A 25,754-nucleotide genomic window follows, 5' to 3' on the forward strand; every position below is an offset into this window, starting at 1 on the left:
GCCGGGGATGTCGACACAGGAGATTTAACGTGTCCGAACTTTCTCAACTGTCACCACAGCCGCTGTGGGATATCTTCGCCAAAATCTGTTCAATCCCGCATCCTTCTTATCATGAGGAAGAGTTGGCTAACTATGTGCTGAGCTGGGCTGGCGAGCAGGGTTTTGTCACCTTTCGCGACGAAGTGGGCAATATTCTGATCCGCAAGCCGGCCACCAAAGGGCTGGAGCACCTCAAGCCGGTCGCGCTGCAGGCGCATCTGGATATGGTGCCGCAGAAAAACAACGACACCACCCACGATTTCACCAAAGATCCAATTCAGCCATGGGTTGATGGCGAATGGGTCAAGGCGCGCGGTACCACGCTGGGCGCCGATAACGGCATCGGCATGGCGTCCGCGCTGGCGGTGCTGGCGGATAAAACCGTCGAGCACGGCCCGCTGGAAGTGCTGCTGACCATGACCGAAGAGACCGGCATGGTCGGCGCTTTCGGTCTGCAACCGGGCTGGCTGCAGGCGGATATCCTGATCAATACCGACTCGGAAGAGGAAGGCGAGATCTATATGGGCTGCGCGGGCGGTATCGACTTTACCACCACGCTGCCGCTGAGCCGCGAAGCGGTGCCGGCCGGTTACGAGCATATCCAGCTGATCCTGAAAGGCCTGAAGGGCGGCCACTCCGGTGCGGATATTCATCTGGGCCTGGGCAACGCCAACAAACTGCTGGCCCGTTTCCTGTTCGCACACGCCAAAGCGCTGGATCTGCGCCTGGTGGATTTCACCGGCGGCACGCTGCGTAACGCTATCCCGCGTGAGGCGATGGCGACGCTGGCCGTTCCGGCCGATAAGCTCGACCAGCTAAAAGGCATGGCGCTGCATTATCTGGAAACCCTGCGCAACGAGCTGGGTCTGAAAGAGAAAAACATCAACATCGTGGTGGAAAATATCGCCGCTAACGACCAGGCGCTCTCCACCATCAGCCGCGACGCCTTTATTGCGCTGCTGAACAGCACGCCAAACGGCGTGATCCGCAACTCCGACGTGATGAAAGGCGTGGTGGAAACCTCGCTGAACGTCGGCGTGGTGTCGATTAAGGATGACGAAGCGCGTATCAACTGCCTGGTGCGCTCGCTGATCGACAGCGGCAAAGATTACCTGGTGGAAACGCTGACGGCGCTGGGCGATCTGGCGGGTGCGAAAACCGTGGCGAAAGGCAGCTATCCAGGGTGGCAGCCCGATGCCTCTTCGCCGGTGATGGCGCTGGTGGAAGAAACCTACAAAAAGCTGTTTAACAAAGCGCCGAATATCCAGGTGATCCATGCGGGTCTGGAATGCGGCCTGTTTAAAAAGCCGTACCCGGATATGGATATGGTTTCTATTGGCCCCACCATCACCGGCCCACACTCGCCGGATGAGCAGGTGCATATCGGCAGCGTCGGCCTTTACTGGCAGCTGCTGACCGCGCTGTTGAAGGCGATCCCGGCTAAGTAAAACAGGACGGGCGAAGCACCACGCTTCGCCCGTTTTCTCTCCCGCTCGCAATCTCGCTCAGGGCAACGTACGCGGCATTAAATCCCCAGCAGTAATTGCCTTTCCAATTGCGGATTTAGCAACGTCACGTGCAGCCCGACCAGACGCACGCCGCGCCCTGCCCGCCGCTCTTCCCAGGTTTTTTTCGCCACGTCGATCAGGTCTTCTTTATTCAGCACTGGCCAGACGTGCTCCTGAGTCGTCTGCTGGAAATCGTCAAACTTCAGCTTTACGCCCTGCCTGGCGATCAGCAGATCGGGCTTAATCACCTTTAGCCGCCGTTCCAGCTCCGCATAGAGAAAATCGATGATTTCCAGGCACGCTTCCCATTCATGAATATCCGCCGACAGCGTGCGCTCCACGCCCAGCGATTTACGCAGGCGATCCGTTACCACCTCGCGCTCGTCGATGCCGTTACAGCGCTCCCACAGCACGCGGCCAAACTTGCCGAAGCGCTTTAGCAGCGCGGCCAGATCCGTTTTCTGCACGTCGGCGCAGGTGTGCAGCCCCAGCTCCTCCAGCTTTTTCGCGGTGACCTTGCCGACGCCGGGTATTTTTGCCAGCGGCAGCGTCAGCAGAAACTGCGGGAGTTCCTGCGGCGTGATCACAAACTGGCCGTCCGGCTTATTCATATCCGAAGCGATTTTTGCGACGAATTTAATCGGCGCCACCCCGGCCGACGCGGTGAGATCCAGTTCGCGGGCGATGGTCTGCCGGATCTCCCGCGCCATCAGCGTGGCGGATCCGTGGCAGTGCGGGCTGTCGGTAACGTCCAGGTAGGCCTCGTCCAGCGACAGCGGTTCGATAAGCGAGGTATAGCGCGAGAAAATATCCCGAATATGCGCGCTGGCTTCTTTATAAGCGTCAAAACGGCCGGGGATCACTTTCAGATGCGGGCAAAGCTTAAGGGCCGTCGCGGTCGCCATCGCGCTGTGCACGCCAAACTTCCTGGCGGGATAGTTAGCGGTGCTGATCACGCCGCGCTTGTGCTGGCTGCCGCCAATAGCGATAGGGATATTGCGCAGGCTGGGATCGTCGCGCATCTCCACCGCCGCATAAAAGCAGTCCATATCTACATGTATAATCTTGCGCATTCGCCCCTCCGCCAGCACTGGATAAGTATACAGGCAGCGAGCGCGTTTTCAACAGGTTAACGGGCGGCCGAAGCGCAGCGGCAGCGGCCTGGCGCAACTTTTCTCGGTTTTTTCTACGCGGCTCTCTTGATAAAAAAATAGACAATGCTAATGTGACGCAGCTTTTACGGATATTTCCGAAACTGCGAGTCAACCACGTCTTCGGACGGCGTATCAACCCTACTATCAAGGGAACCAGAATGGGCAAAATCGCACTGCTGTTTGCGATGTTTTTTCTGCCAGCCGTTGTTTTCGCCAGCGCGCCGGTCGCACCGATCGCTCCTCTGGCGCCGGTAAGCAAAGAGTTAAAGAAGCAGTTACTCGGCACACCTGTTTATATTCAGATCTTTAAAGAAGAACGCACGCTTGAGCTGTATGGCAAAATCGGCACCGAATATCGGCTGCTCGACAGCTACCGTATCTGTAATTTCTCCGGCGGGTTAGGCCCTAAACGTCGCCAGGGCGATTTTAAAAGTCCGGAAGGGTTTTATAGCGTGGGGCTTTCCCAGCTGAAGCCGGACAGCCGCTTTTATCGCGCTATTAATACGGGTTTTCCGAACGAATATGACCGCCAGCAGGGTTATGAAGGGAAATACCTGATGATCCACGGGAACTGCGTTTCCGTGGGCTGCTATGCCATGACGGATGCCAATATCGACGATATCTATCGCTATGTGGAAGCGGCGCTGCGCAACGGCCAGCCGCGCGTGGCCGTCAGCATTTATCCATTCCGCATGACCGACAGCAACCTGCAGCGCCATCGCTATTCGGTTTATTTCAGCTTCTGGCAGCAGCTCCAGCCCGGCTACGCCGAGTTTGTGAAAAACCGCCAGCCGCCGGCAATGGGCGTCAGCGGCGGCAAGTACGTGCTGAACAGCCCGTTGCTGAACGATGCCACCAGCCAGTCAGCGCTGGCGCTCTCCGAGGCAAAATAACGCCCAGTCGCCTGGCGCAATTTTGTGCCAGGTTTCGTTGCCCGTTAAGGGCTGAGTGGCGATCACCGTGACCACGTCATCCGGCGTGGTCTGCTTCTGAAAATCTATCTCCACGTCCTGATCCAGCAGCGTCGCTTTACCGAACGGCGCGCGACGCGTGATCCAGAACAGATTGGTCGAGCAGAACGCCATCAGATAGCGGCCATCCGACAGCAGCATATTAAATACGCCCTTTTCCCGCAGTTCCGTCGCCAGCTCCGCAATATAGCGAAACACCGCCGGCCAGTTGCCCGGCGTGCGCGGGTAGCGCGTGGTCAGCTTATGCAGCAGCCAGCAGAACGCCTGCTCGCTGTCCGTCTCGCCTATCGGGCGAAAAGGGCCGGTTTCCAGCCCGCGATAGCCTTTCAGCTGGCCGTTATGCGCGTAGGTCCAGTTGCGTCCCCACAGCTCGCGGGTAAAAGGATGGGTGTTTTCCAGCGACACCTCGCCACGGTTCGCCTGACGAATATGCGCCACCACCGAGCAGGATTTTATCGGATAATCCTGCACCAGGCGCGCTATCGGCGAATTAAAGCTGGGCTGCGGATCTTTAAACGTCCGGCAGCCTTTCCCTTCGTAAAAGGTGATGCCCCAACCATCCTTATGCGGGCCGGTTTTTCCGCCGCGCTGCACAAGCCCGGTAAAGCTGAAACAGATGTCCGTAGGGACATTCGCGCTCATCCCGAGCAGTTCGCACATAGCCGTTCCTCGCGTCAGTTACTTCGCCATCTCTTTTTCAATCAGCAGGATCAGGATATGAATAACTTTGATATGAATTTCCTGAATGCGATCGGCGTAGCCAAAGTGCGGCACGCGGATTTCCACATCGGCCGTTCCGGCCATTTTGCCGCCGTCCTTGCCGGTCAGGGTAATCACTTTCATTCCCTGCGCGCGCGCCGCCTCTACCGCTTTAATCACATTAGCAGAGTTGCCGGAAGTCGAAATGCCCAGCAGCACGTCGCCCGCGCGGCCCACGGCCTCGACATAGCGTGAGAAGATATGATCGTAACCAAAATCGTTGCCCACGCAGGAGATATGGCTGACGTCGGAGATAGCGATTGCCGGATAGCCGGGACGGTTGTCGCGATAGCGGCCGGTCAGCTCCTCGGCGAAGTGCATGGCGTCGCAGTGTGAACCGCCGTTGCCGCAGGAAAGCACCTTGCCGCCGGCTTTGAATGAATCCGCCAGCAGTACCGCAGCACGCTGAATAGCATGGATATTGGCGTCATCGCTGAGGAAATTATTGAGCGTGTCCTGTGCTTCACTCAGCTCGGCGCGAATGATGTCCTGATACATAGGGAGAGTCCTTTTAGGTGAGGTCTGCGGCAGTTTAGCAAGTTGCCACGCGGGCGAAAAGCGCCCTGCCCGTTCACGCGGCGCTTTGCCCTGTGCCGGTCGCGCTTTGTGAGCCAGGTTGTAATTATCATGTAAATAGATTGATAAAGAAAATCATCTCTATTACATCTGTAGCTAACAGGTCAGACCTCTTACAACTTACGGAGCGATGGTTATGATGGTTTTCAGTTGCGTGGCGACAATTTTGCTCATTGGCGCGCTGTTTTATCACCGTGTTAACCTGCGGCTGGCGAGCCTGCTCGTGCTGCTCTGGACGGCAGCCTGGGCAATGGCTGGCGTCTGGACGCCGTGGCTGCTGGTACCGTTAGCGATTATTCTGCTGCCCTTCAACGTGCTGCCGCTGCGGCAGGCGCTTTTTTCCAGACCGATGTTGAAGACCTTCCAGAAAGTGATGCCGCCGATGTCGCGCACGGAAAAAGAAGCGATCGACGCCGGCACTACCTGGTGGGAAGGCGATCTGTTTCGCGGACGGCCGGACTGGAACAAACTGCATGACTATCCGCAGCCAAGGCTGACGCCGGAAGAGCAGGCTTTTCTGGATGGCCCGGTAGAAGAAGCGTGCCGACTGGCTAATGATTTTCAGATAACCCATGAGATGGCCGACCTGCCGCCGGAGCTGTGGGCTTATCTGAAAGAGCAGCGTTTCTTCGCGATGATCATCAAAAAAGAGTACGGCGGCCTTGAGTTCTCCGCCTATGCCCAGGCGCGCGTGCTGCAAAAGCTGGCGGGCGTTTCCGGTATCCTGGCGATTACCGTTGGCGTGCCTAACTCGCTTGGCCCAGGCGAGCTGTTGCAGCATTACGGCACCGACGAGCAGAAAGATTACTATCTGCCCCGGCTGGCTAGCGGCCTGGAAATCCCTTGTTTTGCGCTGACCAGCCCGGAAGCGGGTTCCGACGCGGGCGCTATCCCGGACGTGGGCGTGGTGTGCCGGGGCGAGTGGCAGGGCCAGCAGGTGCTGGGAATGCGGCTGACCTGGAACAAGCGCTATATCACGCTGGCACCGGTCGCCACGGTGCTGGGCCTGGCGTTTAAGCTTTCCGATCCCGACCATCTGCTGGGCGAAAAAGAAGAGCTGGGCATTACCTGCGCGCTGATCCCTACCCAGACGCCGGGCGTGGAAATCGGCAAGCGCCACTTCCCGCTCAACGTACCTTTCCAGAACGGCCCGACGCGCGGCGACGCTATTTTCGTGCCGATTGACTATATTATCGGCGGGCCGGCGATGGCCGGTCAGGGCTGGCGGATGCTGGTGGAATGCCTCTCGGTCGGACGCGGCATCACGCTGCCGTCCAACTCCACCGGCAGCCTGAAAAGCATCGCGCTGGCTATTGGTGCCTATGCCCATATCCGTCGCCAGTTCCGTCTGCCTATCGGCAAGATGGAAGGGATCGAAGAGCCGCTGGCGCGCATCGCCGGAAACGCTTATGTGATGGACGCGGCCGCCTCGCTGATCACCAGCGGCATTATGCTGGGCGAGAAACCGGCGGTGCTCTCCGCTATCGTAAAATATCACTGCACCCATCGCGGCCAGCGCGCCATTATGGATGCGATGGATATCGCCGGCGGTAAAGGCATTATGCTGGGTAAAAGCAATTTCCTGGCCCGAGCCTATCAGGGCGCACCGATCGCCATTACCGTTGAGGGCGCGAACATTCTGACCCGCAGCATGATCATCTTCGGTCAGGGTGCTATTCGTTGTCATCCCTATATCCTTGCGGAAATGGCGGCGGCCCAGGATCATAATCTGCACGCGTTTGATAAAGCGTTGTTTCACCATGTCGGCCACGTCGCCAGCAATAATCTGCGTAGCCTGTGGCTGGGCCTGACCGCTGGCCGCACCAGTAAAACGCCGACCCGCGATGCAACCCGCCGTTACTATCAGCATCTGAACCGCTTAAGCGCCAACCTGGCCCTGCTTTCTGATATTTCGATGTCGGTACTGGGCGGCAGCCTGAAACGCCGCGAACGCATCTCTGCACGCCTCGGCGACGTGCTCAGCCAGCTTTATCTCGCCTCCGCCACGCTGAAGCGTTATGAAGACGAAGGCCGCAACGAGGCCGATCTGCCGCTGGTGCACTGGGGCGTGCAGGATGCGCTGAACCAGGCCGAAACCGCTATTGAGGATCTGCTGCGCAACTTCCCGAACCGGCTGGTCGCGGGTTTGTTGCAGGTTGTCGTCTTCCCGCTGGGCCGCCACTGCCGCGCGCCTTCCGACCGGCTTGACCATCAGCTGGCGCGTATTCTGCAAGTGCCTTCGGCCACACGCTCTCGCTTAGGGCGCGGCCAGTATCTGACGCCGGGCGAAAATAACCCGGCAGGCCAGCTGGAAGAAGCATTAACGGACGTCATAGCGGCGGAAGCTATCCATGACAGGCTGAATAAGAAAGCGCAAAAGCCGCTCTCCTTTACTCGTCTGGACAAGCTGGCGCAAAAAGGCCTGGTGGAAAAATGGCTGACGGAAGAAGAGGCCGCCGTACTGACGCGTGCCGAAGCCAGTCGCCTGCGCTCCATTAACGTGGACGAGTTTGAGGCGGATGCACTGGCAACGCAGCCGGTAAAGCAGCAGGATGATCCTCTGCATAAGGATCGGACGGAGAAAAGCCAGCCGCAGGCAGAAACCGAACGCAAAACGGAAGCCGCCTGAGTTGTCCGGCAGTCGTCGTGAAAGGTAGCGGCCTCGGCAATGGAATAAGGGAACCGGAAACGGTTCCCTTTTTGCTTCGTTCGTACTGGCGCTGAAAAATGGAAAATTGCTCAACCCTGAAAGCATGGCGGCAATGCAGCGCTGGCTGCCGGCCGATAGCGGAGAAATGGGGTTAAGCTTATTCAGAATAAATACCGATGGCGGGCCGGCTACAGGACATGGCGGCAACGTGCTCGGCGCCAGCGCCTGCGTATGGTGGTATGAAAAAGCCAACTGTGCGGTCGCCCTTCTCACCAATGTAGGTTCAATGCATGCGGCCCCTGAGGCTGACTGCGCAAGCGCACTTTTTAAAAACTCTGCGGCAGGTAGCCTGGCCCGACAAATCGCCGCGCATTATTAACCCCTTAAAGTCTGGCGCGGTGCGGCGTTCGGCCCGCCAGGCCGATGCCAGCGCCCTCCGGCAATGCCATACCGCACGGTGAAACGCGGTACAGCCTTAAAAATTACAGGTATAATCCCTGAATTATTCAACAGCCTCAGAAACGAAAATGACAAAACTTACCTTACAAGAGCAGATGCTGAAAGCTGGATTAGTGACCAGCAAAAAAATGGATAAGGTCCAGAGAACGGCTAAAAAATCACGGGTTCAGGCTCGCGAGGCAAGAGCGGCCGTGGAAGAAAATAAAAAAGCCCAGCTTGAGCGCGATAAGCAGCTAAACGAGCAGCAGAAACAGGCGGCTTTATCCAAAGAGTATAAGGCTCAGGTGAAGCAGCTGATTGAAATGAACAGGATCGTTGTTGCAAGAGGCAATATTGATTTTAACTTCACGGATAACAATCTTATTAAGAAAATTACCGTGGATAAGCTTACTCAGGCGCAGCTGACAAGCGGTCGCCTCGCCATCGCTCGTCTCACGAGTGATAACGGCGGCGAGCACCAGTACGCTATTATCCCCGCGAGCGTAGCCGATAAAATTGCGCAGCGGGATGCGAGCAGCATCGTATTAAACAGCACCCTGAGTCAGGAAGAGCAGGATGAAGAAGATCCGTATGCCGACTTTAAAGTGCCTGACGATCTGATGTGGTAATAAACGCCTGCGGCCTGGGGTTATCTGACCTCATCCAGCCGCTCTTGCGTTAGTTCCGGACGGGGTCGCTTTCAGAACGGGCTGGCATGACGGGTTTCTATCCGCTGCTGGCTAACGGGATGAACGAAATGCAGTTCGCTGGCGTGCAGCATCATGCGCGGCGTCCGTTCGGTGCCTGGCAGCAGGCGTCCGCCATAAAGATCGCATCCCCAGATAGGGTGGCCCAGCAGCTGGCAGTGAATGCGGAGTTGATGGGTGCGCCCGGTTTCCGGCGTCAGCTGTACTCGCGTCAGCGGCAGCGACGTTCCGTTTTCCAGCTCATGATAAAAACGCTCAACGACCCGATAGCCGGAGCGAGCGGGCTTGCCGTGGGTGGCGCAAATTGACATCAGCGGGAACAGCGCCGGATCTTTGGCAATCGCGGCGTCTATCACCCCTTCGTCATCATCGGCATGTCCACAAAGCAGCGCGCTGTACACCTTGGTTACGGCGCGCTGGCTGAACTGCTGGCAGAGAGCGGCATTGATCGCCTTAGTGCGCGCAACCACCATCAGCCCGGAAGTGCCGAAATCCAGACGGTGAACCAGGGTGCAGCCGGGAAATAGCTTTACCAGCCGATGATGCACCGAATCCAGATTCTGCGGTTTTTTCCCCGAGAGGCTCAGCAACCCGGCGGGTTTAGCGATCAGCAGCAGATACTCGTCCTGATAAAGGATAGCTATTTCGTCATGGCACGGCGGAGCAATAAAGGTGTCGGGGATCACAGGCATCGGGTTACCGCACGGAGAGTGGCTGCGGATGATAACGAATTTTCAGCCCGCTGACGAATCTGTCTGCGCCCCGTGCTTAGCTTTCTCTCCGTCACGCCAATACTTCCCTCACCCTCGCCGCGCTTTTGTCGGCCTCGCATAGCCGAAAATTATCGTCCAGACTTAAAGTAAAGGCGTAGTCTGCGCGGGCATTGTGCTTTACACTGCGCGCTGCAAAAACTGAGTAGATAATCGATTAAGTAGGCGGTAATGGCGATGAACGGAACGATCACAACCTGGTTTAAAGATAAAGGCTTCGGATTTATCAAAGATGAAAACGGCGATAACCGTTATTTTCATGTGATTAAGGTCGCCAACCCAGACCTGATTAAAAAAGATGCGGCGGTAACTTTCGAGCCTACCACCAACAGCAAAGGGCTGTCAGCCTATGCGGTGAAAGTCGTCCCGGAAAGCAAATACATCTATATTGCAGGCGAGCGCCTGAAGCTCACCGCCATTAAAAATTACGTGGTGTTCAGCGAAGAAGTGCCGGTCGATGCCCGTATTGATAAAGAAAATCCGGTGCTTTCCGTGGGCGTATTGATGAGCAGCATCCGGCCGAAATCATCGGTTAAGCCAGGAGAAATGCGTACGCTGAAAAAACTGGCGATCACCACCTTCCAGGGCACCACGCTGATCTTCTCGGAAGATGAAATTGATATTGATGCGACGGTGAAACTGCTCAAGATGTAAATTAAGCCAAAATCCCGCAGCGTTAGCGGGATCCCCGCCCCGCTGGCCGGCCCGAATGTTCAGTACAGGGCGCGGCTGGCGGGTTGGCACCATTTTATCGGGCCGAAACCGCCTTGCGTAACGCCTCAGCCGTTCTGGCGCACTCGCGCTATCAGCGCATCAATGTTTTCGACATGGTCGGCGGCCAGAATGAGCGTTCTGCCCAGCGTTATCGCCTGACGGACGCATTCCGCTTTCATCACTTCATCCTGAATCGTTTTGATATCGGCAACCTGCGACATGCCCACGGTACGACGGATCAGCTCTGTGCCGCAGTAGCCTAGCGTATCGCGCCAGACTTTTGCCAAAAATTCGGCGGCATACCCCGGATAAGCCAGCGCGCGATCCCGCGTTTTTTCGGCAGCCAGCGCCAGGAAACCTTCGGCAAAGCTCTGCCAGGTTGTACGCACGTCGTCCAGGCGCTTTTCCCGCGCGTCGGCCGCTTCACGCGGCGCCAGCAGGCCGGGCAGCGCGCAGTAGTTGATTAGTAAATTACCTAATGCGCTGCCAACGTCAAAACCCATCGGGCCGTAAAAGCCAAATTCCGCATCGATCACTTTCAGGCTGTTTTCCGCGACGAAGATCGACCCGCTGTGCACATCGCCGTGCAGCAGCGCTTCCGCATTCGACAGAAAACGATGCTTCAGCCCGGCAACCTTCTGGCGCAGCTCGTCATCGGTACGCAGCTGAGCGACCAGCGACTCCAGCGCGCGCGGATAGCCGTTGCGCTCATGCACTTCATACGGCTCGTTAAAGAAGAGCTCTTCGGTGATATCGCACAGCTCCGGGTTGGTAAAACGGATAACATCCGCTTTTTTCTGATACGGATGCTGATAAAAGTCGGAGGTATGGAACAGCGTCTGCGCCAGATATTCGCCCAGCTGCGCGGCGGCCTGCGGATAATCAATGCCTTTCACCTGCTCACCGCGCCAGATAGCGTGGCTGGAAAGATCTTCCATCACCATTACCGCCAGCGCCGGATCGTAATGCAGAATTTTTACCGTATGCGCCGGACAAAACTGGCCGTGGATTTGCAGCACTTCTGCCTCAATGCGCGCGCGATCGAGCGTCAACGGCCAGGATTCCCCCACGCAACGGACATAGGGGAGCGCCTGCTTAACGACGATGCGGCTGACGTCGTCACGATCGAAGATTTTAAAAACAAGGTTAAGATTACCGTCGCCAATTTCCTGCGAACTGACCAGGCTTTGTGGGTCGGCAATGCCGCCAAATTCACGGGCATATTCCACCGCATCAGCTGCGGTGAACGTACGGTATTGCGACATTAACTCCCCCTCCACGTTTTAACTTGTCTGCTGCCTTCTTTACCTCAAGCCGTTCAGACGTCTATACATCCGTCAGGCATGTTGGCACAATATGGCCTGACTACGCAACCAGGATTTAACCTTCATGCAGACACTAAGCACAACCAGCTTACAAGTTCGTGACAACCAGCTGTGGATCCTTGACCAGCAGGCGCTGCCGCAAAAGAAGATTTGGTGTCCAACGCCCGATGTGGCGGCGCTGGTCGAACATATTAAAACGCTGCGTGTACGCGGCGCGCCGCTGATTGGCCTTTCCGCCAGCCTGCTGCTGGCCCTGCTGGCGGAAAACGGTATGCCTAAACCGGCGCTGAGTGATGCGCTGGAAGTGCTGCGCGCCTCCCGCCCTACCGCCGTTAACCTGATGAACAATCTGGATCGGATGAAACTGGCACTGGCTCAGGAGCACTTTGTCACCGCGCTGACTTTTGAGGCGCTGCGGCTGGTAGCAGAAGATAAAGCGCTGTGTGACAGCATTGCGGCGGCAGGCGTGAAGCTAATCAAGCCCGGCAGCCGCCTGCTGACCCACTGTAACACCGGCGGTCTGGCGACGGCCGGCGTCGGCACCGCACTGGGCGTGATTGCGCGCGGCTGGCAGGAAGGCCGGGTGGAAAAGGTCTGGGTAGATGAGACGCGCCCACTGTTGCAGGGCGGCCGCCTGACGGCCTGGGAGCTGGGCGAACTGGGCGTGCCCTATCGGCTGATCTGCGACAGCATGGCGGCCAGCCTGATGGCGAAAAAACAGGTCGATGCCATCTGGGTTGGCGCGGATCGTATTGCCGCCAACGGCGACGTGGCGAACAAGATTGGCACCTACAGCCTGGCGGTGCTGGCGCACTACCATAATGTTCCATTCTACGTGGCTGCACCGCACACCACGCTTGATGCGCACTGCCCGAATGGGGACGCCATCCCGATTGAACAGCGAGCCGCCAGCGAAGTCACGGGCGTGGCGGGCAGTTTCGGCCAGGTGCAGTGGGCGCCGGAAGATGCGCAGGTCTATAATCCGGCCTTTGACGTCACGCCAGCGGCGCTGATAAGCGGCTGGGTGCTGGATACGGGCGTAGTCACGCCAGCCCAGGTTGAGGCAGGGGTTTTTCAGGCGGTGGATTGAGAGGCATAAACAAGAGCCTGTACGATGAAAAGTGGCTGGATTGCAAAATCTGTCGTTTCCAGGTTGTGCAACTCAAAGCGCTTTTATTAAAGCGAGGCTCTTTTCTTTTACGAACCTTGCCCTTAACACAAAGGGCTTTATTACCCAAATACAGCCCCAGCTTCACATACAGGAAAATAATACAACATTGAAGCCGTTAATCGCTCAGCGCTGAAGCTTTTCAACCTGTACCGTTAACTTTTAATTATCTGCGGCTTACTCCTCGCAGGAAAAAAACGGATTTTCGCCCCAATCTGAAGCGAGGAAAGGTATGTGCCTCCTTGAATAGCCAATAATAGTTATTTGTGTATCGCTTTTTTTTATATAGTGAATGCATTCATCGGAAGCCATGCCGTTTGGATTAAATCTTAAATCGACAGTCAGCCCTTTGAAGGTTTCTTCATACCACGTTGGGCCACAGTGATAGTGCCAATAATTTTGCTCTTCATAGCCATCTGAACCAGCGATTTTTTCATAATTATCGTTGACCCATGATGGTTTATTCTTTCCTTTCAGAGCGCGGCCTTCACCAATATCTATTGCAAACCTGGCGATTGTCCTTTGTTCGTCAGGAGTCAGATATATCCAGTCAGTTGAAAAAGGCTCATCTAAACTGCCAGGATTGAACTCATCGGAAAGAGTGGCCTGGATTTTCACAAGTCGTCCTTACTTGTTATCGATATAGTGACTACCGCTGCTTGCGATTAGCCGCAGACAGAAAATCCTCTACCGTCATGCCTGGTTTATAGCTGACGCTCTTGCCAGGCGTAGTTTTACCACGGTTAAGAATGGCCTTACCTATTTTATCCCAACACTGATGCGCTTCTTCCTCACGCGCCATACGCTTTAGTTCCTGAACATGCATACTATGCTCCACTCCACCAGATTGCTTTGCGATGGTGTTTTTTAACGACATCGCCAGTGTACGTCTTTTAACCACTTCCGGGCAAAGAGAAACTGTCAGCAATAATGCTAGGCGCCTTCCAAAACTTTAACGTTTTCCCGAGCCAGGTTAATCAGTCCAGATTACGAGCGTTCGGGGGATGAGCTCAATTCGTACGGCCCTGAACCAGTTTTGTACCCGCTGTTACGGCAATGCCATCCCGTAATCTGTTAATCTCGCTGGCCCTTTGCTGCGTCCAATAAAAAAGCGGGCCCTGAACGCTCCGCTGCCTTAACTCAGACAACGCATTGTTCAGAACCCGCTCTTTCCGCGATCGGACAGCTATCAGGCGTAGCCGTAGCTCATCAGACGCTGATAGCGACGATCCAGCAGCTCTTCTTTGCTTAGCTCGTCCAGCTCGGCCAAATCGGCCAGCAGCTGTGCCTTCATCGAAGCGCCAATCGCCAGCGGATCGCGGTGCGCGCCGCCCAGCGGCTCCGGGATCACCGAATCGATCAGCTTCAGCTCTTTCAAACGCGGAGCGATAATGCCCATCGCTTCTGCGGCCAGCGGCGCTTTATCCGCGCTTTTCCACAGAATTGACGCACAGCCTTCCGGCGAAATCACCGAGTAGGTGCTGTACTGCAGCATATTCACTTTGTCGCCGACGCCAATCGCCAGCGCGCCGCCGGAGCCGCCCTCACCGATAACGGTACAGATAACCGGAACGGTCAGGCCAGACATCTCACGCAGGTTACGTGCGATAGCCTCAGACTGCCCGCGCTCTTCCGCGCCCACGCCCGGATAAGCGCCCGGCGTATCGATAAAGGTCACGATCGGCATATTAAAACGCTCGGCCATTTCCATCAGGCGCAGCGCCTTACGGTAACCTTCCGGCGCTGGCATGCCAAAGTTACGACGGATCTTCTCTTTGGTCTCGCGGCCTTTCTGATGACCGATGATCATCACCGGACGGCCGTCCAGGCGAGCAATGCCGCCGACGATAGCTTTGTCGTCCGCGTAAGCGCGATCGCCAGCCAGCTCGTCGAAATCGGTAAAGACATTACGGACATAGTCCAGCGTATAAGGACGCAAAGGATGACGCGCCAGCTGCGCGATCTGCCATGCACCTAAATCGGAGAAGATTTTCCGGGTCAGCTCGACGCTTTTTTCGCGCAGACGCTGGATCTCTTCATCCAGGTTAATATCCAGTTTTTCATCCTGACGGCCAACCGACTTCAGCGAGTCAATTTTCGCTTCAAGTTCTGCGATTGGCTGTTCGAAATCCAGGTAATTAAGACTCATAATATTCCTGTTTTAGTCAAACTCCAGTTCCACCTGCTCCGACCCGATCAGCGATCGCAGGTCGTTTAATAAACGATCGCTGGGCGATACGCGCCACGCTGCACCGAAGCGCAGCTTCGCCCGCGCATCCTCTCTCTGATAGTAGAGATGAACCGGAATAGTCCCCGAACGATAAGGTTCCAGGGATTGGCGGAGACGGTTTAAAAGCTGGTCATCAATTTGCCTGTCCGTCAGCGAGATAGCAAGCCCGCGAGCATATTTTTCACGGGCTTCATCAATGTCCATCACATCGCGAGCGGTCATTTTAAGCCCGCCGCTGAAGTCATCGAAGCTGACCTGTCCGCTGACGATCAGGATACGGTCTTTTTCCAGCAAATGCTGGAACTTATCAAGTGCATCGGTGAATAACATCACTTCCAGACGACCGGATCGGTCGTCCAGCGTACAAATACCGATACGGTTTCCGCGTTTTGTTACCATTACGCGAGCCGCCACCACCAGACCGACGGCCATGGTCATTTTGCCACGTTCGGTCGGGTGCATGTCTTTCAGGCGCATTCCTCCCACGTAGCGCTCGATCTCTTTCAGATACTGATTAATCGGGTGCCCGGTTAAGTAAAGCCCTAAGGTTTCTCTTTCGCCATCCAGCCTGACCTGTTCTGGCCACGGCGTCACGTCGGCGTAGGATTTTTCAATCTGTTCCGGCTCATCGGCCAGCACGCCGAACATATCCGCCTGGCCAATGGCCTCGGCTTTGGCGTGTTGATCCGCCGCTTTCAGCGCATCGTTCAGCGCGCTCATCAGGGCCGCACGGTGTGGCCCAAGCCGGTCGAACGCGCCGGACATAATCAGCTTTTCCAGCACGCGCCGGTTAAGCTTTTTGGTATCGGTACGCGCGCAAAGATCGAACAGTTCCCGGAAGTAGCCGTCTTTATTACGCGCTTCCAGGATCGCTTCGATCGGGCCTTCGCCCACGCCTTTGATTGCGCCGATACCATAAACGATTTCGCCGTCGTCATTCACGTGGAACGGATACAGCCCGGCGTTGATATCCGGCGGCAGGACTTTCAGCCCCATCCGCCAGCATTCGTCCACCAGGCCAACCACCTTCTCGGTGTTATCCATATCGGCCGTCATTACCGCCGCCATAAACTCGGCCGGATAGTGCGCCTTCAGCCACAGCGTCTGGTAGGAAACCAGCGCGTAAGCGGCGGAGTGCGACTTGTTAAAGCCGTAACCGGCGAATTTTTCCACCAGGTCGAAGATTTTTATCGCCAGCTCGCCGTCGATGCCGCGCGCTTTCGCGCCGTCTTCAAAGCCGCCGCGCTGTTTGGCCATTTCGACCGGGTTCTTTTTACCCATCGCACGACGCAGCATATCCGCGCCGCCGAGGCTGTAGCCCGCCAGCACCTGCGCAATCTGCATCACCTGTTCCTGATACAGGATAATGCCATAGGTCGGTTCCAGCACCGGCTTCAGCGACTCATGCTGCCACTGAATGTCAGGATAGGAAATCGCTTCGCGCCCGTGCTTACGGTCGATAAAGTTATCTACCATGCCCGACTGAAGGGGGCCAGGGCGGAACAGCGCCACCAGTGCGATCATATCTTCAAAGCAGTCCGGCTTCAGACGCTTGATCAGATCCTTCATGCCGCGCGATTCAAGCTGGAACACCGCCGTGGTTTCCGAGCGCTGTAGCATATCGAAACTTTTCTTGTCATCAAGCGGAATCGCCGCGATATCGACAGGCGGCTCGCCGTGCTTCTTGCGACGGGCGTTAATCATCGCCAGCGCCCAGTCGATAATGGTCAGCGTACGCAGCCCCAGGAAGTCAAACTTCACCAGACCGGCGTATTCCACGTCGTTCTTGTCGAACTGGGTAACCGGATGGTTGCCGTTTTCGTCGCAGTAGAGCGGCGCAAAGTCGGTGATTTGCGTAGGCGCAATCACCACGCCACCCGCATGTTTACCGGCGTTACGCGTGACGCCTTCCAGCTTGCGCGCCATATCGATCAGCGCTTTGACTTCCTCGTCCGCCTCGTAAATTTCCGGCAGCTGCGGCTCGGCCGCAAAAGCTTTTTCCAGCGTCATGCCCGGATCGGGCGGCACCAGTTTAGAGATACGATCGACGAAGCCGTAAGGATGCCCCAGCACGCGGCCCACGTCGCGGATCACCGCTTTCGCCGCCATCGTACCAAAGGTGATAATCTGCGAAACCGCCTTGCGGCCGTACATTTCGGCCACGTGCTCAATGACCAGATCGCGTTTTTCCATGCAGAAGTCGACGTCAAAGTCGGGCATGGAAACACGTTCCGGGTTAAGGAAGCGCTCGAACAGCAGGTCGAATTCCAGCGGATCGAGGTCGGTGATTTTCAGCGCATAGGCCACCAGCGAACCGGCGCCGGAACCACGGCCCGGCCCGACCGGCACGTTGTTATCCTTCGACCACTGGATAAACTCCATCACGATCAGGAAGTAGCCGGGGAAACCCATCTGGTTGATAACGTTCAGCTCGATTTCGAGGCGCTCGTCATATGCCGGCCTTTTTTGCGCGCGCACTTCCGCGTCCGGGAACAGAAACTCCAGCCGCTCTTCCAGCCCCTCTTTCGATTTCATCACCAGGAAATCTTCGGTGGACATATCGCCGGTCGGGAACTGCGGCAGGAAGTATTCGCCCAGGCGAATAGTCACGTTACAACGCTTAGCAATTTCCACGCTGTTCGCCAGCGCTTCCGGGATGTCCGAGAACAGCTCGCACATCTCATCAACGCTGCGCAGATATTGCTGAGGACTGTAGAGGCGTGGCCGTTTAGGATCGTCCAGCGTGAAGCCGTCGTGGATGGCTACGCGGATTTCATGCGCGTCGAAATCGTCCTCTTCCAGGAAGCAGACTTCATTGGTCGCCACAACCGGAATACCTTCGGCCGTGGCCAGCTCAACGGCGGCGTGCAGCCAGGATTCTTCGTCAGGTCGACCGGTGCGGATCAGCTCCAGATAGTAACGATTGGGGAAATATTGCTTGTAGAACGCCAGGCATTCGGCCACCTGCGTCTGGTTGCCGCGCAGCTGCATTTTGCCAACGTCGCCCCGACGACCGCCGGAAAGCAGGATCAGGCCTTCGTTCAGCTCAATCAGCCAGTCGCGATCGATGGTCGGGCCGGCCGCGCCATAGCCGCGCTGATAGGCGCGTGAAATCAGCAGGGTAAGATTCTGGTAGCCGGTATTGGTCGCGGCCAGCACGGTCAGCTGCGACAGCTCTTCGCCCATCGCCTCGCTGGCAACGTTAAAGTCCGCGCCGATAATCGGCTTCATGCCCTGACCGTGTGCCGTGCCATAAAACTTCACCAGCCCGCAAAGGTTGGTGAAGTCCGTAATGGCTATGGCGGGCATACCCATCGCCGCCGCTTTTTTCACCAGCGGGGCAGTCTTGGCTAATCCATCCACCATGGAGTAGTCGCTGTGTACGCGTAAATGAACAAAACGAGGTTCGGCCATCTTTAATCCTGCTGAAAACTTGTTATCGGGCCGCAGCGAGCACTTCGGCATCCAGCAGCGCATTGCGCACCGGCGCGAAGCTGCGGCGATGATGTGGCGTAGCGCCGTGCAGCGCCAGCCGCTCCATATGCAGCGCCGTTGGGTAGCCCTTATGCTGGGCGAAGCCATACTGCGGGAACAGGAGATCCAGCTCTGCCATTTCTTTATCGCGCGTCACTTTGGCGATAATCGACGCGGCGCTGATTTCCGCCACCAGGCTGTCGCCTTTGACCACCGCCTGCGCGGGCATCGGCAGCGCCGGACAGCGGTTGCCGTCGATCAGCACAAAATTCGGCACGATCGCCAGGCCCGCCACGGCGCGCTGCATCGCCAGCATGGTGGCGTGCAGAATATTCAGCTGGTCGATTTCTTCCGGCTCCGCGCGGCCCAGGCTCCAGCTTAACGCCTTCTCTTTGATCTCATCGAACAGCGCCAGACGGCGTTTTTCCGAGAGCTTCTTCGAGTCGGCCAGGCCAACGATCGGTTTTGCCGGGTCAAGGATAACCGCAGCGGTCACGACCGCGCCGACTAACGGGCCGCGGCCTACTTCATCCACGCCAGCAATCAGGCTGGCCTGGGGATAGATAAAACTCATTAACACAGCTCCAGTACGGCGGCGGCGGCCTGTTCGTCGGCATTCCAGCGAATTTGGTGATGCAGTTCGGTAAAGGTCGCCAGCAGGCGATCGCGGGTTTCGCCCTGCGCCAGCAGCGGTTCCAGCGCGGCCGCCAGCTGGGCCGGCTGGCACTCATCCTGCAACAGCTCTTTCACCAGCTCGCGGCCGGCTAACAGATTTGGCAGCGAGACGTAGTCGGTTTTCACCAGGCGCTTCGCCAGCCAGAAGGTAAAAGGCTTCATGCGGTAGCCTACCACCATCGGGCATTTCGCCAGCATACACTCCAGCGCGGCCGTGCCGGAAGCGAGCAGCGCCGCATCGCTGGCGATCATCGCCTGACGGCCTTTGCCATCCAGCAGATGCATTGGCAAATCGGGCGCGACTTCCGCTTTTATCTTTTCGAACTGCTCGCGACGCCGTGGATTCACCAGCGGCACCACGATTTCAAGATTGGGCCATTTGGCGCGCAGCAGCTCTGCAGTGCGCAAAAAATCGGCGCTGAGCATTTCTACTTCCGCATTGCGGCTGCCCGGCAGCAGCGCCAGGCAGGGCACCCCTTCCGCAATACCCAGCTCCAGCCGCGCGGCGCGCTTGTCCGGCTCGATCGGCATCGCATCGGCCATTGTATGACCAATAAAGCGACAGGGAACGTTATAGCGATCGTAAAAGGCTTTTTCAAACGGTAAAAACGCCAGCACCAGATCGGTCGAGCGACCAATTTTGAAGACGCGCTTCTGTCGCCACGCCCATACGGACGGACTAACGTAGTGGATGGTGCGGATCCCGCGCTGCTTCAGGCGCCCTTCCAGCGTAATGTTAAAGTCCGGCGCATCGATGCCGACAAAAACGTCTGGTTTAAGCTCGCTGAAGCGCTGCGTCAGATCGCGGCGGATCTTCAGCAGGCGCGGCAGGCGTTCCAGCACTTCCACGACGCCCATCACCGCCAGCTCTTCCATCTCGTACCAGGCTTCGCAGCCTTCAGCCTGCATCAGCGGCCCGGCTACGCCGACAAAGCGCGTATCCGGGTGCTTGCTCTTCAGGGCACGGATCAGACCGGCACCAAGAATATCGCCGGAGGTTTCTCCGGCGACGAGGGCTATCGTTAATGGCTGAGGCATGGCTTAACGGATCAAACCCCGGGTAGAACGGGCGAAGAAATCGAAGAACGGCTGCACTTCAGGATGCTCGCGAGCGATGTCGGCGATTTCCGGCTTCGCTTCGTCCAGCGTTTTACCGCTGCGGTAAAGTACCTTATAGGCGTTGCGGATCGCGTGCAGTGCTTCTTTACTGAAGCCGCGACGCTGCAGGCCTACCAGGTTGATGCCGAACGGCGTGGCGTGGTTGCCCTGCGCGATCACGAAAGGCGGAACGTCCTGGGCAACGCCGGAACAGCCGCCGACCATCACGTGCGCGCCGATGATGCAGAATTGATGAACGGCTGTCATCCCGCCAATAATGGCAAAGTCATCCACGGTGACGTGACCGCCAAGCGTAGCGTTATTGGCGAGAATGCAGCGATCGCCAATTACGCAGTCGTGCGCAACGTGCACGTTAACCATCAGCAGGTTATCGCTGCCGACTTTGGTCAGGCCGTCCGCCTGCGAGGTGCCGCGATGGATGGTGACGCTTTCGCGGATGCTGTTGCGATCGCCAACTTCCACGCGGGTCGGTTCGCCAGCATACTTCAGATCCTGGTTGACCTCGCCGATGGACGCAAACTGGTAAATCGTGTTGTCTTTACCAATCTTCGTATGCCCATTGACCACCACGTGCGATTTCAGCACGGTGCCTTCGCCAATCTCAACGTTAGCGCCGATAAAGCAAAACGGGCCAATATGCACGCGAGCGCCAATGACGGCGCCCTCTTCAATCACTGAACTGGGGTGGATAACAGCAGTTTCATCAATCACGAATTACGCCTCCCGGCTGCGCGCACACATCATGGTTGCTTCGCAGACAATTTTACCGTCAACGGTCGCCACGCCTTTAAAGCGGGTCAGACCACGGCGGGTTTTCTCGAAGGTGACTTCCATAATCATCTGATCGCCTGGTACGACCGGACGCTTGAAGCGAGCTTCATCGATGCCGGCAAAATAGTACAGCTCGCCCGGCTCAAGTTTGCCCACGCTTTTAAACGCCAGAATACCGGTCGCCTGCGCCATGGCTTCTAAAATCAGCACGCCTGGAAAAATCGGTTTACCAGGGAAATGGCCCTGGAAAAACGGTTCGTTGACCGATACGTTTTTTACCGCACGCAGAAACTTATGTTCCTCAAATTCCAATACGCGATCGACCAGCAGAAACGGATAGCGGTGCGGCAGCAGTTCAATAATCTCTTCAATTTTCAGAGTATGAGTTTCAGTAGTCAAAATACTCTTCCTGTCCTAAAAATTCTGATGGCATCAATAACACGGCCTGCAACGAGAGCATCGTCCGCAGGCCGCAAATCAGTTTCCGTGCACCAGCCTTCCATGCTTAGCATTCTTTTTATATTCCACAAGGTGCAGCGGAATAGTGAAGGCGGTTCAACAACCAGACGCTCATTCCGCGCTGACTTTACGCTCAACAGCTTTTAAGCGCTTGCTCATCTCATCGATGTTCATGACCAGCGCGGCGGTTTTACGCCAGTTTTTATTCGGTTGCAGCGGGATCCCGGACGAGTATACCCCAGGTTGGGTGATTGGTCGCATAACCATTCCCATCCCCGTGACCGTCACTTTGTCACAAATTTCCATGTGGCCGTTGATCACGCTGGCGCCGCCAATCATGCAGTAGCGGCCGATTTTCAGGCTGCCCGCCATGATTACGCCGCCTGCTACCGCGGTATTGTCGCCAATCACCACGTTGTGTGCAATCTGGCACTGGTTGTCAATGATAACACCATTCCCAATCTGAGTGTTATCCAACGCGCCGCGATCGATAGTGGTACAGGCGCCGATTTCAACGCGATCGCCAATAATGACCGTACCCAGCTGCGGTATTTTCACCCAGTTGCCGCGATCGTTCGCGTAACCAAAGCCGTCCGCGCCAATAACGGTGCCGGACTGGATCAGGCAATTTTCGCCGATCTGTACTTCGTGATAGACGGAAACGTTGGCCCACAGGCGCGTACCCGCGCCAATACGGGTGTTTTTACCGATAAAGCAGCCGGCGCCAATCACCACGTTATCGCCCAGCTCTACGCCGGATTCGATAACGGCGTTCGCGCCGACGGAAACATTTTTACCCAGCTTCGCCGTAGCGTCGATAACTGCGCCTGGCGCAATATTCGTCGCTGGCTGCGGCGTGGTGTCCAGAATCTGCGCCATACGCGCATAGGTCAGGTAGGGGTCTTTCACCACCAGAGCGGCGCTCTGGCAAAATTCTACGTCCGCCGCCTGCAGCACCACGGCGGAAGCCTTACAGGCTGCCAGCTGTTCGCGATAGCGGCTGTTGGAAAGAAAGGTGATTTGACCGGATTGGGCGGATTGCATAGAAGCAATGCCGGAGATGACGATATCGCCATCTCCGTGCAAATCTGCATCCAACTGCTGGGCTAAATCAGCCAGTCGAATTGAAGACATTGATTATTTAACCTGTTTCAGAACATCAGCAGTGATGTCTTTGGATGAGCTGGCGTAAGCCACGGCGTTGGCATCGACCACGACGTCGTAACCTTCGTCAGCCGCGACTTTTTTCACTGCATCCTGAATACGGCTCAGGATTTTGTTACGCTCTTCTGCCTGACGGCGACGGTTATCCTGCTCGAAAGCCTGGGCTTTGCTGGAGAAGGTTTCACGCTGCGCCATCACGTCTTTTTCCAGACGGCTGCGCTCGCTTGCTTTCATGGTAGAACCGTCACGCTGCAGACGCTGCATTTTGGTTTGCAGATCGCGTTCCATTCCCTGCAGTTCAGTCGCACGGCCTTTAAACTCATTTTCAAGCTGTTTCGCAACTGTCGCACGCGCCGGTAACTGTTGGAAAATGCTGGAAACGTTTACCACTGCAATCTTGTCAGCGGCCTGAGCGCCGGCGGAAACCGCCAGAGCGAGAGAGAGGCCTGCGGCACACAACAACTTTTTCACTATAAACTCCTTACCATCAACGTTTGTGTCCAGGACACATGTGTTGCGCGTTAAGGCAGCGCGAGGCTGCCAGTGAACGGCGCGATACTCGCGGTATGACACCGCGAGCGTTGAGAAAAGTCAGACAGCGCTTTTCTCAAAGTTTGCAAAGCGTAGCAGCTTACCAGGTTTTACCGATATTAAACTGGAACTGTTCGGCTTTATCACCATCATATTTCTTGAACGGCTGAGCGTATGAGAACACCAGCGGCCCCAGTGGTGACATCCACTGCAGCGCCAGACCGGCCGACATACGAATATTGCTCGGCTCGCTGTAGTCCGGAATGCCTGCCGCGCGCGTTTCTGCGGTGTTTTCCCATGCGGTATCCCACACGGTACCGGCATCGACGAACAGCGAGGTACGCACGGAATTCGCATATTTCTCGCTAAGGAACGGCGTTGGCGTGATCAGCTCGGCGCTGGCTGTTGCCATCGCATTACCGCCGACCGCATCGTTGGAATCACACAGCGTTCCCGTTGAGCAGGTGCTGGAGTTGTTATTGTAGTAAGCCGCCTTCGGACCAATGGTGTTGGAGCGGAAACCACGTACGGTGCTTGAGCCACCCGCATAGAAGTTTTCGTAGAACGGCAGTTCTTTGCCGCTCAGTCCATCACCATAGCCTACACGACCACGACCCAACAGCACCCAGGTACGATCCTGATTCAGCGGCAGATACTGCTGCGTATCCAGCGTTGCTTTATAGAAGGCGTTGTCCGAGCCTGGAATGGTGATTTTACCATTCAGGTTGGTACGGTTACCCGAGGTTGGGAAGAAGCCGCGGTCCAGCGTGTTGTACGTCCAGCCGTAGTTGAACGTGAAGTCGTCTGCGGAATAGTCAGCGTCTTTGTTCAGATCCGGGTTCTGATCCACGGAGCGCAGATAACGGAACATGGCGATCTGCGGCTGCATGTTGGACAGGTCGTTATGGACATAGCCCAGACCCACGCGCAGCGTGTTGTTCTCGTTAACCGGGAAGCCCAGCGTGCCGTCCAGACCATAGCTTCTGTTGGTATAGTCAGACAGATCCGCGTCATCCGCTTTAAAGTCGTTATAGAAGACACGACCGCCCAGGCTGACGCCGTCGACCGTAAAGTACGGATCGGTCAGCGAGAATTCAGCATAGGTCTGATAATCGTTTTTGGTGCCGCTGATGCCGACGGTATTACCCGTGCCCAGCCAGTTTTCCTGCGTAACGCCGACCTGGAAGCTGACGCCGCTTTCCGTACCGTAACCCACGCCGAAGTTAAAGGTACCGGTGTTGCGCTCTTTGACCTTGTAGACCACGTCTACCTGATCGGGTGCGCCAGGCACGCGCTGCGTATCGGTTTCCACCGTTTCAAAGTAGCCGGTACGATTCAGACGCTCTTTGCCCTGCTCGACCAGATCGCTACCCAGCCACGCGCCTTCCATCTGACGCATTTCGCGACGCAGTACGGAATCTTTCGAGGTATCGTTGCCTTCAAAACGCACTTTACGCACGTAGTAACGGTTGCCCGCATCCACGTTGACGTGCAGCTTCACGGTTTTATCCGCGTCGTTGATTTCCGGCTGCGTCATCACGCGCGGATAGGCATAGCCGTAGCGACCGAACATCTTCTTGATGTCGTCTTCCATTTTGGTGACTTTGGCACCGTTATAGAGTTCGCCCGGCTGAATTTTGGACAGGGATTCAACTTCCGCCGAGTGTCCCGCCATGCTGCCGTTCACCACTACGCCGGAAAGCTTGTACTGATCGCCTTCGTTAATGTTGATGGTGATATAAATGCCTTTTTTATCCGGCGTCAGGCTGACCTGGGTAGAATCGATATTAAAGCGCGCATAGCCGCGATCCAGATAGAAGCTGCGCAGGGTTTCCAGGTCGCCCGCCAGTTTCTGCTTCTGATATTTACGGTCGCCGACCAGGTTCCACCATGGCACTTCATCACGCAGCTGGAAGCGCGAGATCAGCTCGTCCGAGCTGAAGGCTTTATTGCCGACCACGTTGATCTGCTGAATTTTCGCAGACACGCCTTCGGTAAAGACCAGCTTCAGATCGACGCGGTTACGCGGCAGCGGCGTAACAACGGCCTTAACGCTGGCGCTGTATTTACCGACGCTGTAGTAGAAATCCTCCAGCCCTTTCTCGATAGTCGAGATAGTGGTGCGGTCCAGGGCTTCGCCCACGCGCACGCCGGACGCTTCCAGGTTCTGCTTGAGCATGTCATCCTTCACCGCTTTGTTACCGGAGAAGGTGATGCTGGCAATGGTCGGACGCTCTTTCACCTGAACGATCAGCGTATTGCCGTCGCGCAGAACCTGAACATCTTCGAAGTTCCCGGTCGCAAAAAGGGCGCGGATGGTATTACTGAGATCATCATCGGAGACGGTATCTCCTACGCGGACAGGCATACTGAGCAATGCCGCCCCGACGGCGACTCGCTGCAGGCCTTCGAAATGGATATCCTTCACCACGAAGCCGTCTGCCGCGTATACGGTGGCGCTGCTAAACAGCAGCGACGCTATGAGCAACTTTTTCATCGCCATCGTTGTTATGCATTCTTCCTAACTGGTTCTCGCATCAGGCAGGTTTGAC

The 25,754-nt window shown here is 56.5% G+C and carries 23 protein-coding genes; 7 read left to right on the top strand and 16 right to left on the bottom strand.

Annotated features, from left to right (window positions below):
• Nucleotides 1–29 precede the first annotated feature (29 nt).
• The gene (gene pepD / locus AB6T85_RS09955) at nt 30–1,487 is read left to right on the top strand and encodes a beta-Ala-His dipeptidase (protein WP_253455163.1); all 1,458 of its coding nucleotides are present in this window, start codon (nt 30–32) and stop codon (nt 1,485–1,487) included.
• A 77-nt stretch (nt 1,488–1,564) separates the two neighbouring features.
• Here pepD and dinB read toward each other — a convergent pair whose 3' ends face one another.
• Nucleotides 1,565–2,620 carry a DNA polymerase IV gene (gene dinB, locus AB6T85_RS09960; protein ID WP_301251345.1) on the bottom strand — a complete coding sequence of 352 codons (1,056 nt, stop codon included), beginning with the start codon at nt 2,618–2,620 and terminating at the stop codon, nt 1,565–1,567.
• Between the two features lie 239 nt (nt 2,621–2,859).
• Between dinB and dpaA the strand changes: the two genes are divergently transcribed.
• Nucleotides 2,860–3,594, top strand: coding sequence for a peptidoglycan meso-diaminopimelic acid protein amidase (dpaA, locus tag AB6T85_RS09965; RefSeq protein ID WP_253455166.1), 735 nt, complete (start codon nt 2,860–2,862; stop codon nt 3,592–3,594).
• On the opposite strand, the gene AB6T85_RS09970 is transcribed toward dpaA, so the two are convergent.
• Both AB6T85_RS09970 and lpcA read right to left on the bottom strand, forming a co-directional pair.
• Nucleotides 3,565–4,332: a class II glutamine amidotransferase gene (locus tag AB6T85_RS09970; RefSeq protein ID WP_253455167.1), complete on the bottom strand. Its 768-nt coding sequence runs from the start codon at nt 4,330–4,332 to the stop codon at nt 3,565–3,567. The two genes, dpaA and AB6T85_RS09970, sit on opposite strands and share 30 nt — an antisense overlap.
• A gap of 18 nt (nt 4,333–4,350) precedes the next feature.
• Nucleotides 4,351–4,929, bottom strand: a complete 579-nt coding sequence (lpcA, locus tag AB6T85_RS09975) for a D-sedoheptulose 7-phosphate isomerase (RefSeq protein ID WP_253455168.1) — start codon at nt 4,927–4,929, stop codon at nt 4,351–4,353.
• 214 nt (nt 4,930–5,143) lie between these two features.
• Here lpcA and fadE point away from each other — a divergent pair, with 214 nt between their 5' ends.
• The 3 genes from fadE to AB6T85_RS09990 all read left to right on the top strand — a co-directional run bounded on the left by fadE (nt 5,144) and on the right by AB6T85_RS09990 (nt 8,724).
• Nucleotides 5,144–7,636 carry an acyl-CoA dehydrogenase FadE gene (gene fadE, locus AB6T85_RS09980; RefSeq protein ID WP_301251347.1) on the top strand — a complete coding sequence of 831 codons (2,493 nt, stop codon included), beginning with the start codon at nt 5,144–5,146 and terminating at the stop codon, nt 7,634–7,636.
• A 106-nt stretch (nt 7,637–7,742) separates the two neighbouring features.
• The gene (locus AB6T85_RS09985; RefSeq protein ID WP_369895452.1) at nt 7,743–8,036 is read left to right on the top strand and encodes a serine hydrolase domain-containing protein; all 294 of its coding nucleotides are present in this window, start codon (nt 7,743–7,745) and stop codon (nt 8,034–8,036) included.
• Nucleotides 8,037–8,184: 148 nt separating this feature from the next.
• Nucleotides 8,185–8,724, top strand: coding sequence for a DUF2058 domain-containing protein (locus tag AB6T85_RS09990; protein WP_301251351.1), 540 nt, complete (start codon nt 8,185–8,187; stop codon nt 8,722–8,724).
• A gap of 71 nt (nt 8,725–8,795) precedes the next feature.
• On the opposite strand, the gene AB6T85_RS09995 is transcribed toward AB6T85_RS09990, so the two are convergent.
• The gene (locus tag AB6T85_RS09995) at nt 8,796–9,494 is read right to left on the bottom strand and encodes an RluA family pseudouridine synthase (protein ID WP_369895454.1); all 699 of its coding nucleotides are present in this window, start codon (nt 9,492–9,494) and stop codon (nt 8,796–8,798) included.
• Nucleotides 9,495–9,743: 249 nt separating this feature from the next.
• Between AB6T85_RS09995 and AB6T85_RS10000 the strand changes: the two genes are divergently transcribed.
• Entirely contained in the window at nt 9,744–10,226 is a 483-nt protein-coding gene (locus AB6T85_RS10000; protein ID WP_125289108.1) for a cold-shock protein, read from the top strand.
• A 125-nt stretch (nt 10,227–10,351) separates the two neighbouring features.
• Here AB6T85_RS10000 and mtnK read toward each other — a convergent pair whose 3' ends face one another.
• Nucleotides 10,352–11,551, bottom strand: coding sequence for an S-methyl-5-thioribose kinase (mtnK, locus tag AB6T85_RS10005; protein ID WP_369895455.1), 1,200 nt, complete (start codon nt 11,549–11,551; stop codon nt 10,352–10,354).
• A 124-nt stretch (nt 11,552–11,675) separates the two neighbouring features.
• Here mtnK and mtnA point away from each other — a divergent pair, with 124 nt between their 5' ends.
• A complete protein-coding gene (gene mtnA / locus AB6T85_RS10010; protein ID WP_253455178.1) occupies nt 11,676–12,701 on the top strand; it encodes an S-methyl-5-thioribose-1-phosphate isomerase in 1,026 nt (341 codons plus the stop codon).
• A gap of 255 nt (nt 12,702–12,956) precedes the next feature.
• On the opposite strand, the gene AB6T85_RS10015 is transcribed toward mtnA, so the two are convergent.
• The 11 genes from AB6T85_RS10015 to bamA form a co-directional block, all read right to left on the bottom strand.
• Nucleotides 12,957–13,397, bottom strand: coding sequence for a hypothetical protein (locus tag AB6T85_RS10015; RefSeq protein WP_253455179.1), 441 nt, complete (start codon nt 13,395–13,397; stop codon nt 12,957–12,959).
• Nucleotides 13,398–13,428: 31 nt separating this feature from the next.
• Nucleotides 13,429–13,605, bottom strand: a complete 177-nt coding sequence (locus AB6T85_RS10020) for a hypothetical protein (protein WP_253455180.1) — start codon at nt 13,603–13,605, stop codon at nt 13,429–13,431.
• Between the two features lie 363 nt (nt 13,606–13,968).
• Nucleotides 13,969–14,928, bottom strand: a complete 960-nt coding sequence (gene accA, locus AB6T85_RS10025) for an acetyl-CoA carboxylase carboxyl transferase subunit alpha (RefSeq protein ID WP_369895457.1) — start codon at nt 14,926–14,928, stop codon at nt 13,969–13,971.
• A 12-nt stretch (nt 14,929–14,940) separates the two neighbouring features.
• The gene (gene dnaE, locus AB6T85_RS10030) at nt 14,941–18,423 is read right to left on the bottom strand and encodes a DNA polymerase III subunit alpha (RefSeq protein WP_369895458.1); all 3,483 of its coding nucleotides are present in this window, start codon (nt 18,421–18,423) and stop codon (nt 14,941–14,943) included.
• 22 nt (nt 18,424–18,445) lie between these two features.
• Entirely contained in the window at nt 18,446–19,057 is a 612-nt protein-coding gene (gene rnhB / locus AB6T85_RS10035) for a ribonuclease HII (protein WP_369895460.1), read from the bottom strand.
• Entirely contained in the window at nt 19,057–20,196 is a 1,140-nt protein-coding gene (lpxB, locus tag AB6T85_RS10040; RefSeq protein ID WP_253455183.1) for a lipid-A-disaccharide synthase, read from the bottom strand. The genes rnhB and lpxB overlap by 1 nt, the downstream gene beginning before the upstream one ends.
• A gap of 3 nt (nt 20,197–20,199) precedes the next feature.
• Complete coding sequence (gene lpxA / locus AB6T85_RS10045; RefSeq protein WP_253455184.1) at nt 20,200–20,988, bottom strand: acyl-ACP--UDP-N-acetylglucosamine O-acyltransferase; 789 nt, start codon at nt 20,986–20,988, stop codon at nt 20,200–20,202.
• A 3-nt stretch (nt 20,989–20,991) separates the two neighbouring features.
• Complete coding sequence (gene fabZ, locus AB6T85_RS10050; RefSeq protein WP_024965665.1) at nt 20,992–21,447, bottom strand: 3-hydroxyacyl-ACP dehydratase FabZ; 456 nt, start codon at nt 21,445–21,447, stop codon at nt 20,992–20,994.
• A 171-nt stretch (nt 21,448–21,618) separates the two neighbouring features.
• Nucleotides 21,619–22,641, bottom strand: a complete 1,023-nt coding sequence (lpxD, locus tag AB6T85_RS10055) for a UDP-3-O-(3-hydroxymyristoyl)glucosamine N-acyltransferase (RefSeq protein ID WP_301251359.1) — start codon at nt 22,639–22,641, stop codon at nt 21,619–21,621.
• 3 nt (nt 22,642–22,644) lie between these two features.
• Nucleotides 22,645–23,142, bottom strand: a complete 498-nt coding sequence (skp, locus tag AB6T85_RS10060) for a molecular chaperone Skp (protein ID WP_125289099.1) — start codon at nt 23,140–23,142, stop codon at nt 22,645–22,647.
• 160 nt (nt 23,143–23,302) lie between these two features.
• Complete coding sequence (bamA, locus tag AB6T85_RS10065; protein WP_253455186.1) at nt 23,303–25,705, bottom strand: outer membrane protein assembly factor BamA; 2,403 nt, start codon at nt 25,703–25,705, stop codon at nt 23,303–23,305.
• Between the last annotated feature and the right edge of the window lie 49 nt (nt 25,706–25,754).

Source organism: Erwinia aeris (genome assembly GCF_041224955.1).
Taxonomy (GTDB): domain Bacteria; phylum Pseudomonadota; class Gammaproteobacteria; order Enterobacterales; family Enterobacteriaceae; genus Erwinia; species Erwinia aeris.